The sequence below is a fragment of the Burkholderia sp. Bp8998 genome, from assembly GCF_003854235.1.
Classification (GTDB): domain Bacteria; phylum Pseudomonadota; class Gammaproteobacteria; order Burkholderiales; family Burkholderiaceae; genus Burkholderia.
The window spans coordinates 1-16,109 of sequence record NZ_QTQF01000006.1 but is presented as its reverse complement, the minus strand read 5'-3'; the positions used below and the strand labels follow the sequence as shown (position 1 = coordinate 16,109).

The following is a 16,109-nucleotide window of genomic DNA, read 5'->3' as shown; positions in this document are numbered from 1 at the left end:
CCGACCGTACCGATGAAATCGACCCGACCCTTTCACCCGACCCCCGTCATCACGATCGACGGTCCGACCGCTTCCGGCAAGGGGACCGTCGCGGCGCTCGTCGCCGCGCATCTCGGTTTCCACCTGCTCGACAGCGGCGCGCTGTACCGTCTCGCGGCGCTCGCGAGCGTGCGCTACGGCATCGCGGCGGAGGACATCGACGCGCTCGTGAAGCTGATCGACGATCTTCACATCACGTTCCGCGAGGGCTGCGCGCAGCTCGACGGCGTCGACGTGTCGAACGACATCCGTGCCGAAGCGGTCGGCAACCGCGCGTCGGCGATTGCCGTGCACGGGCCGGTCCGTACCGCGCTCGTCGCGCGCCAGCGCGCGTTCCGCAAGACGCCGGGCCTCGTCGCCGACGGGCGTGACATGGGTACCGTGATCTTCCCGGACGCCGTGCTGAAGGTGTTCCTGACGGCCAGCGCGGAGGCACGCGCGGCCAGACGGCATAAGCAATTGATGCAAAAAGGTTTTTCTGCTAATATAGATGACTTGCTCCGGGATCTTCGTGAACGTGATGCGCGCGACAGCAATCGCGCCGCCGCGCCGCTGAAGCCCGCGGCAGATGCCAAGCTGCTCGATACGTCGGCGCTTTCGGTCGACGAAGCTGTCGACCAGGTGCTGCAGTGGTACCGGGCGCTCGGCCAGCCCGCCTGAGAAGGCGGGCAGCAGTAGGTGCTTCGCGCGAGAAGCGTGGAGCGTGTTTCGAACCCTTAACCCCGTGTGGACCTCGATCTGGCCCTTTCAGCCTGCCATTCCGGCCGGCGTGGCACAGCGATCCATGCACAATCAGATTTTTATGTCCGACCTGCAAACCTCCACCCCGAATACCGAATCCTTTGCGGCTCTGTTCGAAGAGTCGCTGACCCGTCAAGACATGCGCGCCGGCGAAGTGATTTCCGCCGAAGTCGTGCGCGTCGACCACAACTTCGTGGTCGTCAATGCAGGCCTGAAGTCCGAGGCTTACATTCCGATCGAGGAATTCCTGAACGATCAGGGCGAGGTTGAGGTGCAGTCGGGCGATTTCGTGTCCGTCGCGATCGACGCACTCGAAAACGGCTACGGCGACACGATCCTGTCGCGCGACAAGGCGAAGCGCCTTGCATCGTGGCTGTCGCTGGAAAAGGCCCTCGACAACAACGAACTCGTCACCGGCACGATCACCGGCAAGGTGAAGGGCGGCATGACCGTGATGGTCAACGGCATCCGCGCGTTCCTGCCGGGTTCGCTGGTCGACACGCGTCCGGTCAAGGACACGACCCCGTACGAAGGCAAGACGCTCGAGTTCCGCGTGATCAAGCTCGATCGCAAGCGTAACAACGTCGTGCTGTCGCGTCGTGCAGTGATCGAAGCAACCCAAGGCGAAGAGCGCGCGAAGCTGCTCGAGACGCTGAAGGAAGGCGCGATCGTCAACGGCGTGGTCAAGAACATCACCGACTACGGCGCGTTCGTCGACCTCGGCGGCATCGACGGCCTGCTGCACATCACCGACATCGCATGGCGTCGTGTGCGTCACCCGAGCGAAGTCCTGTCGGTTGGCCAGGAAGTCACCGCGAAGATCCTCAAGTTCGACCAAGAGAAGAACCGCGTCTCGCTGGGCATCAAGCAACTGGGCGACGATCCGTGGGAAGGCATCTCGCGCCGTTACCCGTCGGGCACGCGTCTGTTCGGCAAGGTCACGAACATCACCGACTACGGCGCATTCGTCGAAGTGGAATCGGGCATCGAAGGCCTCGTCCACGTGTCGGAAATGGACTGGACCAACAAGAACGTTGCACCGTCGAAGGTTGTCCAGCTGGGCGACGAAGTCGAAGTCATGGTCCTCGAGATCGACGAAGACCGTCGTCGTATCAGCCTCGGCATGAAGCAGTGCAAGCCGAATCCGTGGGATGACTTCAGCCGCAACTTCAAGAAGGGCGACAAGATCACGGGCGCAATCAAGTCGATCACCGACTTCGGCGTGTTCATCGGTCTGCCGGGCGGCATCGACGGCCTGGTCCACCTGTCGGACCTGTCGTGGAGCGAAGCCGGCGAAGAAGCCGTTCGCAAGTACAAGAAGGGCGACGAAGTCGAAGCGATCGTGCTCGGCATCGACGTCGAGAAGGAGCGTATTTCGCTCGGCATCAAGCAGCTCGAAGGCGACCCGTTCAGCAACTACGTTGCAATGAACGACAAGGGTTCGATCGTCGACGGCGTGGTGAAGTCGGTCGATGCGAAGGGCGCTGTCATCACGCTGACGGGCGACATCGAAGGCTACCTGCGTGCATCGGAAATCTCGCAGGATCGCGTCGAAGACGCACGCAACGTGCTGAAGGAAGGCGACAAGGTCAACGCGATGGTGATCAACATCGATCGCAAGTCGCGTGGCATCAACCTGTCGATCAAGGCGAAGGATTCGGCTGAACAACAGGAAGCGATCCGCGGCCTGCAGTCGGACACCAGCGCTGCTGCGACCGGTACGACCAACCTCGGCGCGCTGCTGAAGGCGAAGCTCGACGGCCAGAACCAGTAAGCCTCACGAGGTCTGCTGAAGTATGACCAAATCCGAGTTGGTCGCGCAGCTGGCACTGCGATTTCCGCAACTTGTCCTCAAGGATGCGGATTTCGCGGTGAAAACGATGCTCGATGCGATGTCCGATGCCTTGTCGAAAGGGCATCGCATCGAAATTCGGGGTTTCGGCAGCTTCGGCCTCAACCGTCGCCCGGCGCGCGTCGGACGCAACCCGAAGTCGGGGGAGAAAGTGCAGGTGCCCGAGAAGTTCGTGCCTCACTTCAAGCCCGGCAAGGAATTGCGCGAACGCGTCGACGGCCGCGCCGGCGAGCCGCTGAAAGCTGATGATCCGGACGACGAACGTTGAACGTCGTGCGGCTTGCCCGGAATCCGTCCGGCGAAGGCTGAAGAAAAAAGCGCCCCTTGCGGGCGCTTTTTTCATTTCCGGCTGCCGCGTGGCAATACGCGTGCGCAGGATGTGCGGTGACGCGGAAACGCTTCCTTTACAATACGGGTCGATTCGGCGCCGCGAAGGGGAGTCGCGCGCCACGGCAAACCTCAACAAAGAGAGGGAGATATGAAGTTTATCGTCTGGCTGATCCGGGTGTTGGTGTTCGTGCTGCTGCTGGTGCTCGCACTGGCCAATACGCAAACCGCGACGCTGAATTTCGTTGCCGGCTATGCGTGGCAAGCGCCGCTGATCCTGATCGGCCTCGCGTTCTTCGTCGTCGGGCTGCTGGCCGGCCTGCTGTCGGCGCTGCCGGCGACCTTCCGCCTGCGCCTCGAGAACGGGCGCCTGAAGCGCGATCTGCGCGCGGCGCGCGAAACCCCGGCCATCGTCGACCAGCCGCCGATGCCGCCCGTCATTTAACACGGACGCCGCGCGATCCTCGCGCGGTTTTCGTCTCTGCTTCGATATTTCGCATGGATCTGGATTTCTGGTGGTTGCTCGCGATTCCGGTGGCGTTCGCGCTCGGCTGGGCGGCGTCACGCTATGACCTGAAGAACCTCCTGTCGGAGAGCGCCAACCTGCCGCGCTCGTATTTCCGCGGCCTGAACTTTCTGTTGAACGAACAACCGGACAAGGCGATCGACGCGTTCATCGAGGTCGCGAAGCTCGACCCCGAGACGGTCGAGCTGCACTTCGCGCTCGGCAACCTGTTTCGCCGCCGCGGTGAAACGGACCGTGCGATTCGCGTGCACCAGAATCTGCTGAGCCGCACGGACCTGCCGGTGAGCGAGCGCGACCACGCGCTGTACGAACTCGGCCAGGATTTCCTGAAGGCCGGCCTGCTCGATCGTGCCGAGGAGGCTTTCCACCGGCTCGCCGACGGCGACTACGCGCTGGGCGCGCAGCGGGCGCTGCTGACGATCTACGAGATCGAGAAGGACTGGAACAAGTCGATCGATACCGCGAAGCGCATCGAATCGATGAGCGACAAGCCGCTCGGCACCGAAATCGCGCAGTTCCATTGCGAACTCGCGCAGGACGCGCTGCAACGCAAGAACGCCGCGGCCGCGGCCGAGCAGTTGAAGCTCGCGCTTGCCGCGAACCCGCAGAACGTCCGCGCGACGATCCTGTCCGGCGATGCCGCGCAGGCGGCGGGCGATCACGCGGCCGCGATCGAGCACTGGAAGCGTGTCGAGGCGCAGAATCCCGCTTATCTGCCGCTCGTCGCCGACAAGCTGATGAAGGCCTATGTCGCGCTCGACCAGCCGGTCGAGGGCGCCGAACTGCTGATGGGCTACATCGATCGCTATCCGTCGAACGACCTGCTCGATATTGCGTATCAGCACATCGCCGGGTTGCGCGGCCAGGAAGCGGCGCATACGCTCGCGCGCACGCAGATGGAGAAGTCGCCGAACCTGTCGGGCATGCTGCACCTGCTCGATGCGCAGATCGCGGCCGCCGACGAGCCGCGCCGTAAGGAACTTGAAATGATGCGCGCGCTGATCAAGCAGCGCACCAAAAATCTGCCACGCTATACGTGCCAGAATTGCGGCTTCCGGGCGCGGCTCTTCTACTGGCAGTGCCCCGGATGCAGCGGTTGGGAAACCTATGCGCCGCGCCGCGTCGAACCCGCGATGCCGGGTTGATCCCGGCGCGCGGCGCCGACGTGATGCGGTTGCCGCCGGGTCCGGCCCGGCGGCCAAGTTAGTCAATTACCGGGACGTACCGGAACATCTATGAAAATCACCATCATCGGCACCGGCTATGTCGGTCTTGTCACGGGCTCCTGCCTCGCCGAGATCGGCCACGACGTCTACTGTCTGGATGTCGATCCGCGCAAGATCGAGATCCTGAACAACGGCGGGATGCCGATTCACGAACCGGGCCTGCTGGACATCATTGCGCGCAATCGCGCGGCAGGGCGTCTGCGCTTCTCGACCGACATCGAGGCGAGCGTCGCGCACGGCGAGATCCAGTTCATCGCGGTCGGCACGCCGCCCGACGAGGACGGTTCGGCGGACCTGCAATACGTGCTCGAGGCCGCGCGCAACATCGGTCGTTACATGACCGGTTTCAAGGTGATCGTCGACAAGTCGACGGTGCCGGTCGGCACCGCGCAGCGCGTGCGCGCGGTGGTCGACGAGGCGCTTGGCGCCCGCGGGCTCGCGGGCAGCGTCGCGCACCGTTTCTCGGTGGTATCGAATCCGGAATTCCTGAAGGAAGGCGCGGCAGTCGAGGATTTCATGCGCCCGGACCGGATCATCATCGGTGTCGACGACGACGAGACGGGCACGGTGGCGCGCGAGAAGATGAAGAAGCTGTACGCGCCGTTCAACCGCAATCACGAGCGCACGATCTACATGGACGTGCGTTCCGCGGAATTCGCGAAATATGCGGCGAACGCGATGCTCGCGACGCGCATCTCGTTCATGAACGAGATGTCGAATCTCGCCGACAAGGTCGGTGCCGACATCGAAGCCGTGCGCCGCGGGATCGGTTCCGATCCGCGCATCGGCTATCACTTCCTGTACGCCGGCGTCGGCTACGGTGGCTCGTGCTTCCCGAAGGACGTGCAGGCGCTGATCCGCGCCGCCGACGAGAACGGCCAGCCGCTGCGCATCCTGGAGGCCGTCGAAGCGGCCAATTCCGCACAGAAGGACGTGCTGATCGGCAAGATCGAGCAGCGCTTCGGCGCGGACCTGACCGGTCGCGAGTTCGCGGTATGGGGCCTTGCGTTCAAGCCGAATACGGACGACATGCGCGAGGCGCCGAGCCGTCGGCTGATCGCCGCGCTGCTCGGGCGTGGCGCGATCGTGCGCGCGTACGATCCGGTTGCGATCGACGAGGCGCGCCGCGTGTTCGCGCTCGATCTCGGTGAGACTTCCGACGCGCTGGCGCGCCTGCATTTCGTCGATACCCAGGACGCGGCCGTGACCGCCGCGGATGCGCTCGTGATCGTCACCGAGTGGAAGGAATTCCGGAGCCCGGATTTCACGCGCCTGAAGGCCGAACTGAAGGCACCGGTGATCTTCGACGGACGCAACCTGTACGAACCGGACGCGATGGCCGAACTCGGCATCGACTACCATGCGATCGGGCGTCCGCATGTCGATCCCCAGTCGTCCTCCCGTGGATGAGCGCACGATGACTACCCTTCGCGAAGTGGTACCGGTCCCGCGCGCGCAGCTCGCGCGTTCGCGCGTGCTCGTCGTCGGCGACGTGATGCTGGACCGCTACTGGTTCGGCAACGTCGACCGTATTTCACCGGAAGCGCCGGTGCCCGTCGTGCACGTGCAGCGTCAGGAAGAGCGGCTCGGCGGCGCGGCCAACGTCGCACGCAACGCCGTGACGCTCGGCGGTCAGGCCGGGCTGCTGTGCGTGGTCGGCTGCGACGAACCCGGTGAGCGGATCGTCGAGCTGCTCGGCGGCAGCGGCGTGACGCCCCATCTCGAGCGCGATGCGGCGCTGCCGACGACCATCAAGCTGCGCGTGCTTGCGCGTCAGCAGCAGCTGCTGCGCGTCGATTTCGAAGCGATGCCGACGCACGAGGTGCTGCTCGCCGGGCTCGCGCGGTTCGACGCGCTGCTGCCGCAGCACGACGTCGTGTTGATGTCGGATTACGCGAAAGGCGGGCTGACGCACGTGACGACGATGATCGAGAAGGCGCGCGCGGCCGGCAAGCCGGTGCTCGTCGATCCGAAGGGCGGCGACTGGGCGCGCTATCGCGGCGCATCGCTGATCACGCCGAACCGTGCCGAGTTGCGCGAAGTCGTCGGTCAGTGGCATTCGGAGGATGACCTGCGCGCGCGTGTCGCGAAGCTGCGTGCCGAGCTCGATCTCGAAGCGTTGCTGCTCACGCGTTCGGAAGAGGGTATGACGCTCTTTTCCGCCGCAGGCGAACTGCATGCGCCGGCGCTCGCGCGCGAGGTATACGACGTGTCGGGTGCGGGCGATACCGTGATCGCGACAGTCGCGACGATGCTCGGCGCAGGCGTGCCGCTCGTCGACGCCGTCGTGCTGGCGAACCGTGCCGCGGGTATCGTGGTGGGCAAGCTCGGCACGGCGACCGTCGACTACGACGAACTGTTTCACTGAGCGCATCGGGCGGCGAGCATGCCGCCCCGATGGCTCCCATTTTTCAGGCAGGACGACCATGACCATCATCGTCACCGGCGCAGCCGGTTTTATCGGCGCGAACATCGTCAAGGCGCTCAACGAGCGCGGCGAGTCGCGCATCATCGCGGTCGACAATCTGACGCGCGCGGACAAGTTCCGCAATCTCGTCGATTGCGAGATCGACGACTATCTCGACAAGACGGAATTCGTCGAGCGCTTCGCGCGCGGCGATTTCGGCAAGGTGCGCGCGGTGTTCCATGAAGGCGCCTGTTCGGACACGATGGAAACCGACGGCCGCTACATGATGGACAACAACTTCCGCTATAGCCGCGCGGTGCTCGATGCGTGCCTCGCGCAGGGCGCGCAGTTCCTGTACGCGTCGTCGGCGGCGATCTACGGCGGCTCGACGCGTTTCGTCGAGGAGCGCGAGGTTGAGGCACCGCTGAACGTCTACGGCTATTCGAAGTTCCTGTTCGACCAGGTGATCCGCCGCGTGCTGCCGAGCGCGAAGAGCCAGATCGCCGGGTTCCGTTACTTCAACGTGTACGGTCCGCGCGAGACGCACAAGGGCCGCATGGCGTCGGTCGCGTTCCACAACTTCAACCAGTTCCGCGCGGAAGGCAAGGTCAAGCTGTTCGGCGAGTACAACGGTTATGCGCCGGGCGAGCAGACGCGCGACTTCGTTTCGGTCGAGGACATCGCGAAGGTGAACCTGTTCTTCTTCGATCATCCGGAGAAGTCGGGCATCTTCAACCTCGGCACCGGCCGTGCACAACCGTTCAACGACATCGCGTCGACGGTCGTGAACACGCTGCGCGCGCTCGACGACCTGCCGCCGCTGACGCTCGCGCAGCAGGTCGAGCAAGGGCTGATCGAATACGTGCCGTTCCCGGATGCGCTGCGCGGCAAGTACCAGTGCTTCACGCAGGCCGATCAGACGAAACTGCGTGCCGCCGGTTACGATGCGCCGTTCCTGACGGTGCAGGAAGGTGTCGACCGCTACGTGCGTTGGCTGTCCGGCCAGGTTTAAGTTCACGCGCTGCATCGCTAGACTGGGTCTCACGGTCGGCAGCCGCCGACCGTTCTCACCGGAGATCCAGCACATGATCAGGAAATGGTTTGCCGCCGCCGTGATGTTCGGCGCGATCGCGTCGGCCTGGGCGGCCGTCGATGTCAACACCGCGAACGAGGATGCACTCGTCGGCATCAAGGGCATCGGTCCCGCGCGGGCAAAGGCGATTCTCGACGAGCGCGGCGCACGCGGGCCGTTCAGGAATGCAGATGATCTCGCATCGCGTGTGAAAGGCATGGGCGGCCATACGGTCGAGCGCCTTCAGCAGGAGGGGCTGACGATCGGCGCGGCGGGCTCGGGCGCGCCGGCACCTGCCGCGGGCAAGCCCGCTGCGGCGAAACCTGCCGCGGCGCCTGCCCGCACCGCGCAGAAGTAACGCACACGAGACAAAGGGCTCCTTCAGTCGTCGTCGTTGCGACGGCTTCCCGCGGCATGCCGCGGGTTTTTTGCGTGCATGCCGCACGCGCACAATCGTGAATCGCGGGGCACGCCTATTCCATCGTCACAATGGGGTTGCCGGCGCGAGCCCCGGTGCTGGTTTACAATCGATCGATTGATCGGCCTCGCACTCACGGTATCTCCATGGCTTACAAAACTATCGAAGACACGATCGGCAACACGCCGCTCGTGCAACTGGTCCGCCTGCCGGACGACGAGATTCGCGCACGCAACAACGTGGTGCTCGCGAAGCTGGAAGGCAACAATCCGGCCGGCTCCGTGAAGGATCGCCCGGCGCTGTCGATGATCAGCAAGGCCGAGGCGCGCGGTCGCATCAAGCCGGGAGATACGCTGATCGAGGCAACGAGCGGCAACACGGGCATCGCACTCGCGATGGCCGCGGCGATCCGCGGTTACAAGATGGTGCTTATCATGCCGGAGGACCTGTCGGTCGAGCGTCGGCAGAGCATGGCCGCTTACGGCGCCGAAATCATCCTGACGCCGGTAAAGGGCGGTATGGAACTGGCGCGCGACCTCGCGGAGCAGATGCAGCGCGAAGGCAAGGGCGTGATCCTCGATCAGTTCGGCAACCCCGACAACCCGATCGCGCACTACGAAGGAACGGGGCCGGAGATCTGGCGCGACACCGACGGCCGCGTCACGCACTTCGTGTCGGCGATGGGCACGACGGGCACGATCATGGGCACGTCGCGCTATCTGAAGGAGCAGAATCCGGCGATCGAGATCGTCGGCGCGCAGCCGGAGGACGGGTCGCGCATTCCGGGCATTCGCAAGTGGCCGGAAGCCTATATGCCGACGATCTTCGATCGCAGTCGCGTCGATCGCGTCGAGAGCGTGAGCCAGGCCGCGTCGGAAACGATGGCGCGCCGGCTCGCGGCCGTCGAAGGCATCTTTGCCGGCATCTCGTCGGGTGGCGCATGCGAAGTCGCGATGCGCATCGCGCGTCAGGTCGAAAACGCGACGATCGTGTTCATCGTCTGCGATCGTGGCGACCGCTACCTGTCGACCGGCGTGTTTCCTGCCTGAACCGGAACGGCATCCGCGGAACCACGCGATAAAAAAGCGCCGCACGCGGCGCTTTTTCTTTGCGCGGGCCGAGCTTACTGCGCCGGCGCTTCCGTGTCCGCCGCAGGCAGCGGCAGCGCGCCGCTCGCTTCCATCTGCGCCTTCACTGCTTCGCCGAGCTGGTACACGGTAAGGGCGTAGAAGAAGCTGCGGTTGTAGCGCGTCAGCACGTAGAAGTTCTTGAGGCCGAGCATGTATTCGGTCGCGCGCCCCGGCGACGGCAGATCGATCACGGTGACCGGCGTGCCGGCTTCGGTGGTGATATTGACCATCGGCTCGTTGAGCGTCATGCCGGCGCGCAGCAGTTGCGACAGCGCCCAGTGCGGTTCGGGCTGGCCGTCCGCGGCCGCCTGGGCGATGCCGAGGCTGCCCGTGTCGGGCGTGATCTGCCAGACCACCGGGCGATCGGTTTCCCAGCCGTGCTGCTTCAGGTAGTTCGCGACGCTGCCGATCGCATCGGCAGGACTGCTGCGCAGATCGACGTGGCCGCCGCCGTCGTAGTCGACCGCATACTCGCGGATGCTGCTCGGCAGGAACTGCGGGATGCCGATCGCGCCCGTATACGAGCCGAGCACGGTGGTCGGGTCGAGCTGGTTGTCGCGGGTCCAGACGAGGAAGTCCTCGAGGTTCTTGCGGAACGTGGCCTGGCGGCTGTCGCGATTCGGCGTGTCCGGGTAGTCGAACGTGAGCGTCGTCAGCGCATCGAGCACGCGGAAGTTGCCCATGTAGCGGCCATAGATCGTTTCGACGCCGATGATGCCGACGATCACTTCGGGCGGCACGCCGAATTCCTGGGACGCGCGCTGCAGTGTTGCCTGGTTCGCCTTCCAGAATTTCACGCCCGCGTTGATGCGAATCGGTTCGATGAAGCGCGAACGATAGACGCGCCAGTTCTTCACCGAAGGCGTCGGCGCCGGCTTCACGAGCTTCACGGCGGTGGCCGAGTAGCTGATGCGCGAGAACAGCGCATGCAGGCTCGCGGAATCGAAGCCGTTGCGGCTCACCATCTCGTCGATGAACGCATCGACCTTCGCGTTGCTCGCGTAACGCTGCGGAACGATCTCCTCTTCGAAGGTCTGGCCTTGCGGCGCCGGCTGCTGCGGTTGCGCCTGCGCGACGCGCGTGCCGGATGACTTCGCAGGCTGCGTCTGCGCGACGGCGGGTGCGGCGGCCAGGGTAGCGGCGGCAGCAGCGGCAACGAGCGGAACGCGAACGCGGAACAGCGTGGAGAGAAGGGCGGCAGGCTTGCTGGAATTCATGTCGAAGCGGGCGGACAGGGCGATGGGGTTCGGCGCAGTATACCCGACGCATCTTGCGTACCGGGGCGAAGCAGCGCACCGTTGTGGTAAGTTAGCGGCGAATTCGCGGCAGACGATGGACATCATTGATGGAGACCTGCGGCGCACCCTGCGTCGCGGATGACAGCTTATGGCAACCGCCTTCTATACGCACCCCGACTGCATGTTGCACGAGATGGGGGAATGGCATCCGGAATGCCCGGCCCGACTGTCGGCGATCCAGGATCAGCTGATCGCGAGCCGCATCGACGACCTGATCGTGCACGAAACCGCGCCGTTCGCGAGCGAGGTGGCGCTGGGCCGCGTGCATACGCAGGCCCATATCGACTACATCCGCAGCATGACGCCCGTCGACGGCTACGTCGAGATCGATCCGGACACGCTGATGAACCGCGACACGTGGCGCGCCGCGCTGCGTGCGGCCGGCGCCGCGATCGCGGCGACCGATGCGGTGATCGAAGGCCGCTACGCGAACGCGTTCTGCGGCGTTCGGCCGCCCGGTCATCACGCGGAACCCGCGCGCGCGATGGGCTTCTGCTTCTTCAACAATGTCGCGATCGCCGCGCGGCATGCGCTCGACGTCCACGGCCTCGAGCGCGTCGCGATCATCGATTTCGACGTGCACCACGGCAACGGCACCGAAGCCGCGTTCGCGAACGACGAGCGCGTGCTGATGTGCAGCTTCTTCCAGCATCCGCTGTACCCGTTCTCGGGCGTCGATCACCAGGCGCCGAACATGGTCAACCTGCCGATGCCTGCGCGCAGCAACGGGATGGCGATCCGTGAAGCGGTCGACATGTTCTGGCTGCCGCGTCTCGACGCATTCAAGCCGCAAATGCTGTTCGTGTCGGCCGGTTTCGACGCGCATCGCGAGGACGACATCGGCAATCTCGGTCTCGTCGAGGCCGATTTCGAATGGCTGACCGCGCAGGTCGTCGACGTCGCGCGCCGGCATGCGCAGGGCCGCATCGTGAGCTGTCTCGAGGGCGGCTACAACCTGTCGGCACTCGGGCGCAGCGTCGTCGCACACCTGCGCGTGCTGGCCGGCATCTGACCGGCCGCGGGGCGGCGCGCGTTCAGCGCGCCGGCACGTGCGCGTGAATCCACGCGATCAGCGCATCGATCACGCGGTCGCGCTCGAGATCGTTCATCGTTTCGTGGAACCCGCCTTCGTATAGCGTCAGCGTGCGATCGGGCGAGCCGACGCGTGCGCCGAACGCGCGGCTTCCGTCGGGTTCGGTCAGCTTGTCCTCGGTGCCGTGATAGACGAGCACCGGCACGCGCAGCGCGCCGCGACCGCGCTCGATGCGCGCCATCGCGTCGAGGATTTCGGCGCCGGTGCGCGCCGGCACCGCGCCGTGGTGCACGAGCGGATCGGCACGATTGGCCGCGACGACGGCCGGATCGCGCGACAGCAGCGCCGCATCGATCCTGATCGCGGGGAAGCCCGGCCATACGCGGCTAATGAAGCGGCTCATCGTGAGCATCCAGCGCGGCACGTCGCGTCCCGGCGCGAGTGCCGGGCTCGACAGCACGAGGCCCGCAAGCGCGTGGCCGCGGGCCGGCATGCGCTCGATTGCGTACAGCGCCGCGACCGCGCCGCCCATGCTGTGCCCCATCAGGAAGAGCGGCGTATCGCCGCGGGCGGCCTTGGCGACCAGCGCATCCGCATCGTTCAGGTAACCGTCGAAACGCTCGACCCACGCGCGTTTGCCGGGCGACCGGCCGTGCCCGCGCAGATCGATCGCCAGCACGTCGATGCCGGCCGCGTTCAATCTGGCCGCGAGCGCCGCGTAACGGCCCGCATGCTCGGCGAGGCCGTGCACCAGCGCGATCGTCGCGCGCGGCGGCACCGTGCCGTCGCCGGCCGGCCAGCGATACGACGCCAGTTCGAACCCGTCCGCGGAACGCAACCGGCCCATCCGCGGGGCAGGCTGCGAGCCCGGGCCCGGGCCCGGTGCCGTGGTGGCGATGGCGGGTGCGGCGGCCTGCGTGGTGCTGGTGGTCATCTGGCGTGTCCCCTGTTCATTGGCGTCGTGTTCCGGATCATAGTCGCGACATTTCCGCGGCGGGCCAGCGGCGCTCCTCTAATTTCGTCTGGTTATGAAAAGATCGAAATCGATTATTAAGTGGAATGAGGCGTTTGCGGTAAAATCGCCGGCTATTCCAGATGCATCGGCGGCCGACTGGCGGGTCTCGCCTGTCCGGCCGCCGCTTTGTTTACATGATCGAATTACGCAATCTGTCGCAGCGTTTCCCGGGGCCGACCGGCTGGGTTGACGCATTGCACAACGTCAATCTGACGATCCCGCAGGGCGAGGTGTTCGGCATCATCGGCCGAAGCGGAGCCGGCAAGAGCACGCTCGTGCGCACCATCAACCTGCTCACGCGGCCGACCGAAGGCAATGTCGTCGTCGGCGGACGCGATCTCACGCTGCTGCCGGCCGGCGCGCTGCGCGAAGCCCGCCGCGAGATCGGCATGATCTTCCAGCACTTCAACCTGCTGTCGTCGCGCACGGTGTTCGACAACGTCGCGCTGCCGCTCGAGCTGGCCGGCGCGAGCCGCGCCGACATCGAGGCGGCCGTGCTGCCGCTGCTCGACCTCGTCGGGCTGTCCGCACAGAAGGATCGCTACCCGGCGCAGATCAGCGGCGGCCAGAAGCAGCGTGTCGGCATCGCCCGCGCGCTCGCGAGCAAGCCGAAGGTGCTGCTGTCGGACGAAGCGACGTCGGCGCTCGACCCCGAGACCACGCGCGCGATCCTCGATCTGCTGAAACGCATCAACCGCGAACTCGGCCTGACGATCGTGTTGATCACGCACCAGATGGAAGTGATCAAGCAGGTGTGCGATCGCGTGGCGGTGCTCGATGCGGGCCGCGTGGTCGAAGAGGGCCGCGTGATCGACGTGTTCCTGCAGCCGCATCACGAAGTGACGCGCGCGCTGATCGGCGACGTGATCGCGCAGGAACTGCCGCCGGCGCTGAAGGCACGCGTGGCCGAGCGGCTGAAGACGGGCAGCGGGCATCTGCTGCGGCTCGCGTTCACCGGCTCGGGTGTCGACCAGCCGATCCTGTCGGAGACGATTCGCCGGTACGAACTCGATTTCAACATCCTGCACGGCCAGATCGACGAGATCCAGGGGCAGGCGTTCGGGTCGCTCGCGGTGCTCGCGGGCGGCGAGCCGGGCAAGGTCGGGCAGGCGCTCGCGTTCCTGCGCGAGCAAGGTGTGGTGGTAGAGGAGCTTTCGTATGTTGAGTGAGATGTTCGATATGTTCGTGCAGTCGTTCTGGGAGACGCTGATCATGGTCGGCATCTCGGGAGCGGTCGGCGCGCTCGTCGGGCTGCCGCTCGGCGTGCTGCTGTACCTGACCGACCGCCAGGGCGTGCTGCAGAACCTCGGCATGAATCGCGTGCTCGGCGGCATCGTGAACGCGGTGCGCTCGACACCGTTCATCATCCTGCTGGTCGCGGTCATTCCGCTCACGCGGCTCGTCACGGGGTCGTCGATCGGCACGGCCGCGGCGGTCGTGCCGTTGACGCTCGCGGCCGCGCCGTTCGTCGCGCGGCTGGTCGAGACCGCGCTGCGCGAGGTCGACCGCGGGCTGATCGAGGCCGCGCAGTCGATGGGCGCGACGACGTCGCAGATCGTGTTCAAGGTGCTGCTGCCCGAATCGCTGCCGGGCATCGTCGCGGGCCTGACGATCACGTTCGTGTCGCTCGTCGGCTATTCGGCGATGGCCGGTGCGATCGGCGGCGGCGGGCTCGGCGATCTCGGGATCCGCTACGGCTACCAGCGCTATCTGCCGGAAGTGATGTGGACGGTCGTCGCGATCCTGATCGTGTTCGTGCAGATCGTGCAGTCGTTCGGCGACTGGCTCGTGCGCCGACTGAGCCACAAGTAAAAACGACATTCATTCATTGGGGGAGACGATGCAACGACGCTTCATGCTGAAGTTCGCGGCCGCACTCGGCGCGGCCGCGCTGTTCGCAAGCGCGCACGCGCAGGCCGAAACCATCAAGGTGGGCGTCACGGGCGGCCCGCACGCGCAGATCATGGACGTGGTGAAGAAGGTCGCGGCCAAGAGCGGTCTCGACATCCGCGTTGTCGAATTCTCCGATTACGTGCAGCCGAACGCGGCGCTTGCATCTGGCGATCTCGACGCGAACAGCTACCAGCACGATCCGTATCTGCAGGCGCAGGTAAAGGATCGCGGCTACAAGCTGATCAAGGTCGCGGATACCGTCACGTTCCCGATGGGCATCTACTCGAAGCGGGTGAAGTCGCTGGCCGAGTTGAAGCCCGGCGCGCGCATCGCGGTGCCGAACGATCCGACCAACGGCGGCCGTGCGCTGCTGTTGTTGCAGAAGCAGGGGCTGCTGAAGTTGCGTGCGGACGCCGGGCTGAAGGCGACGCCACTCGACATCGTCGACAATCCGCGCAAGCTGAAGATCGTCGAACTCGATGCGGCGCAGATTCCGCGCTCGCTCGGCGACGTCGACGCGGCGGCGATCAACACCAACTACGCGATGGAAGCGGGGTTGAAACCGAAACAGGACGCAATCGCGATCGAGGGCCCGAACGGCCCGTACGCGAACATTCTCGCGATTCGCGAGGCTGACCGGAGCAAGCCGTGGGTCGCGAAGCTGGTTGCGGCCTACCATTCCGCGGAAGTGAAGCAGTTCATCGAACAGAAGTTCGGCGGCGCGGTCATCGCTGCCTGGTAACACGTGGTGCTGGGCGCGCCCGGTGACGATTAGAGTCGATGATCGAAAACCCGGGCTTTGCGTCCGGGTTTTTTCTCTTTTAAAATAGAACGACCGTTCGCTATTGCCGGCGTGCCGAAGAGGAGCGCTATCCTCGATAGCCGCGATGGATGGGTCCGCTTGGCCGCGCAGTCATGAGGCCTCGCTATAGAATGGCCTCTGGTCGTATTCGTAACTTTGGAGCGTGTGCATGAAAATCCTGGTGCCAGTGAAAAGAGTGGTCGATTACAACGTGAAGGTCCGCGTGAAGTCGGACAACACGGGCGTCGACATTGCGAACGTGAAGATGTCGATGAACCCGTTCGACGAAATCGCGGTGGAAGAAGCGGTGCGCCTGAAGGAAGCGGGCGT

The 16,109-nt window shown here is 65.2% G+C and carries 16 protein-coding genes and 1 pseudogene; 15 read left to right on the top strand and 2 right to left on the bottom strand.

Annotated elements, in window-relative coordinates; all coding sequences use genetic code 11:
* Positions 1-12: 12 nt before the first annotated feature.
* The 10 genes from cmk to cysM all read left to right on the top strand — a co-directional run bounded on the left by cmk (position 13) and on the right by cysM (position 9,657).
* Positions 13-699, top strand: a complete 687-nt coding sequence (gene cmk / locus DIE06_RS08850) for a (d)CMP kinase (RefSeq protein ID WP_044844836.1) — start codon at positions 13-15, stop codon at positions 697-699.
* Between the two features lie 142 nt (positions 700-841).
* Positions 842-2,554, top strand: a complete 1,713-nt coding sequence (rpsA, locus tag DIE06_RS08845) for a 30S ribosomal protein S1 (RefSeq protein ID WP_044844859.1) — start codon at positions 842-844, stop codon at positions 2,552-2,554.
* Between the two features lie 22 nt (positions 2,555-2,576).
* Positions 2,577-2,900, top strand: coding sequence for an integration host factor subunit beta (locus DIE06_RS08840; RefSeq protein ID WP_006750752.1), 324 nt, complete (start codon positions 2,577-2,579; stop codon positions 2,898-2,900).
* Between the two features lie 210 nt (positions 2,901-3,110).
* Positions 3,111-3,404 (top strand): lipopolysaccharide assembly protein LapA domain-containing protein, encoded by a 294-nt coding sequence (locus DIE06_RS08835; protein ID WP_124617360.1) that lies wholly within the window; start codon positions 3,111-3,113, stop codon positions 3,402-3,404.
* Between the two features lie 53 nt (positions 3,405-3,457).
* Positions 3,458-4,630 carry a lipopolysaccharide assembly protein LapB gene (gene lapB / locus DIE06_RS08830; protein ID WP_124661088.1) on the top strand — a complete coding sequence of 391 codons (1,173 nt, stop codon included), beginning with the start codon at positions 3,458-3,460 and terminating at the stop codon, positions 4,628-4,630.
* A gap of 90 nt (positions 4,631-4,720) precedes the next feature.
* Positions 4,721-6,121, top strand: coding sequence for a UDP-glucose/GDP-mannose dehydrogenase family protein (locus DIE06_RS08825; protein WP_124661087.1), 1,401 nt, complete (start codon positions 4,721-4,723; stop codon positions 6,119-6,121).
* A gap of 7 nt (positions 6,122-6,128) precedes the next feature.
* A complete protein-coding gene (gene rfaE1 / locus DIE06_RS08820) occupies positions 6,129-7,079 on the top strand; it encodes a D-glycero-beta-D-manno-heptose-7-phosphate kinase (protein WP_124661086.1) in 951 nt (316 codons plus the stop codon).
* 58 nt (positions 7,080-7,137) lie between these two features.
* Positions 7,138-8,130, top strand: coding sequence for an ADP-glyceromanno-heptose 6-epimerase (rfaD, locus tag DIE06_RS08815; RefSeq protein WP_124661085.1), 993 nt, complete (start codon positions 7,138-7,140; stop codon positions 8,128-8,130).
* Positions 8,131-8,203: 73 nt separating this feature from the next.
* On the top strand, positions 8,204-8,548 hold the full coding sequence (locus tag DIE06_RS08810; RefSeq protein WP_124661084.1) for a helix-hairpin-helix domain-containing protein: 345 nt from the start codon (positions 8,204-8,206) through the stop codon (positions 8,546-8,548).
* A 206-nt stretch (positions 8,549-8,754) separates the two neighbouring features.
* A complete protein-coding gene (gene cysM, locus DIE06_RS08805) occupies positions 8,755-9,657 on the top strand; it encodes a cysteine synthase CysM (protein WP_124661083.1) in 903 nt (300 codons plus the stop codon).
* A gap of 74 nt (positions 9,658-9,731) precedes the next feature.
* Here cysM and mltB read toward each other — a convergent pair whose 3' ends face one another.
* Positions 9,732-11,081, bottom strand: a complete 1,350-nt coding sequence (mltB, locus tag DIE06_RS08800) for a lytic murein transglycosylase B (RefSeq protein WP_124661082.1) — start codon at positions 11,079-11,081, stop codon at positions 9,732-9,734.
* Between the two features lie 43 nt (positions 11,082-11,124).
* On the opposite strand from mltB, the gene DIE06_RS08795 reads away from it, so the two are divergent.
* Entirely contained in the window at positions 11,125-12,048 is a 924-nt protein-coding gene (locus DIE06_RS08795; RefSeq protein ID WP_124661081.1) for a histone deacetylase family protein, read from the top strand.
* 22 nt (positions 12,049-12,070) lie between these two features.
* Here the strand turns inward: DIE06_RS08795 and DIE06_RS08790 are convergent, their stop codons facing one another.
* Positions 12,071-13,003, bottom strand: a complete 933-nt coding sequence (locus DIE06_RS08790; protein WP_124661080.1) for an alpha/beta hydrolase — start codon at positions 13,001-13,003, stop codon at positions 12,071-12,073.
* A 215-nt stretch (positions 13,004-13,218) separates the two neighbouring features.
* Here DIE06_RS08790 and DIE06_RS08785 point away from each other — a divergent pair, with 215 nt between their 5' ends.
* The 4 genes and pseudogenes from DIE06_RS08785 to DIE06_RS08770 form a co-directional block, all read left to right on the top strand.
* Complete coding sequence (locus tag DIE06_RS08785; RefSeq protein WP_059509785.1) at positions 13,219-14,253, top strand: methionine ABC transporter ATP-binding protein; 1,035 nt, start codon at positions 13,219-13,221, stop codon at positions 14,251-14,253.
* On the top strand, positions 14,243-14,896 hold the full coding sequence (locus tag DIE06_RS08780; RefSeq protein WP_006750740.1) for a methionine ABC transporter permease: 654 nt from the start codon (positions 14,243-14,245) through the stop codon (positions 14,894-14,896). Before DIE06_RS08785 ends, DIE06_RS08780 begins: the two co-directional genes overlap by 11 nt.
* Before the next feature lie 28 nt (positions 14,897-14,924).
* Positions 14,925-15,719, top strand: coding sequence for a MetQ/NlpA family ABC transporter substrate-binding protein (locus DIE06_RS08775; protein WP_124606140.1), 795 nt, complete (start codon positions 14,925-14,927; stop codon positions 15,717-15,719).
* Positions 15,720-15,948: 229 nt separating this feature from the next.
* Positions 15,949-16,109: pseudogene (locus tag DIE06_RS08770) on the top strand (electron transfer flavoprotein subunit beta/FixA family protein); the annotation flags it as partial.

Coding starts and splice junctions, on each gene's coding strand:
- cmk (WP_044844836.1), top strand. CDS start 13: ATGAAATCGACCCGACCCTTTCACCCGACCCCCGTCATCACGATCGAC.
- rpsA (WP_044844859.1), top strand. CDS start 842: ATGTCCGACCTGCAAACCTCCACCCCGAATACCGAATCCTTTGCGGCT.
- DIE06_RS08840 (WP_006750752.1), top strand. CDS start 2,577: ATGACCAAATCCGAGTTGGTCGCGCAGCTGGCACTGCGATTTCCGCAA.
- DIE06_RS08835 (WP_124617360.1), top strand. CDS start 3,111: ATGAAGTTTATCGTCTGGCTGATCCGGGTGTTGGTGTTCGTGCTGCTG.
- lapB (WP_124661088.1), top strand. CDS start 3,458: ATGGATCTGGATTTCTGGTGGTTGCTCGCGATTCCGGTGGCGTTCGCG.
- DIE06_RS08825 (WP_124661087.1), top strand. CDS start 4,721: ATGAAAATCACCATCATCGGCACCGGCTATGTCGGTCTTGTCACGGGC.
- rfaE1 (WP_124661086.1), top strand. CDS start 6,129: ATGACTACCCTTCGCGAAGTGGTACCGGTCCCGCGCGCGCAGCTCGCG.
- rfaD (WP_124661085.1), top strand. CDS start 7,138: ATGACCATCATCGTCACCGGCGCAGCCGGTTTTATCGGCGCGAACATC.
- DIE06_RS08810 (WP_124661084.1), top strand. CDS start 8,204: ATGATCAGGAAATGGTTTGCCGCCGCCGTGATGTTCGGCGCGATCGCG.
- cysM (WP_124661083.1), top strand. CDS start 8,755: ATGGCTTACAAAACTATCGAAGACACGATCGGCAACACGCCGCTCGTG.
- mltB (WP_124661082.1), bottom strand. CDS start 11,081: ATGATGTCCATCGTCTGCCGCGAATTCGCCGCTAACTTACCACAACGG.
- DIE06_RS08795 (WP_124661081.1), top strand. CDS start 11,125: ATGGCAACCGCCTTCTATACGCACCCCGACTGCATGTTGCACGAGATG.
- DIE06_RS08790 (WP_124661080.1), bottom strand. CDS start 13,003: ATGACCACCAGCACCACGCAGGCCGCCGCACCCGCCATCGCCACCACG.
- DIE06_RS08785 (WP_059509785.1), top strand. CDS start 13,219: ATGATCGAATTACGCAATCTGTCGCAGCGTTTCCCGGGGCCGACCGGC.
- DIE06_RS08780 (WP_006750740.1), top strand. CDS start 14,243: ATGTTGAGTGAGATGTTCGATATGTTCGTGCAGTCGTTCTGGGAGACG.
- DIE06_RS08775 (WP_124606140.1), top strand. CDS start 14,925: ATGCAACGACGCTTCATGCTGAAGTTCGCGGCCGCACTCGGCGCGGCC.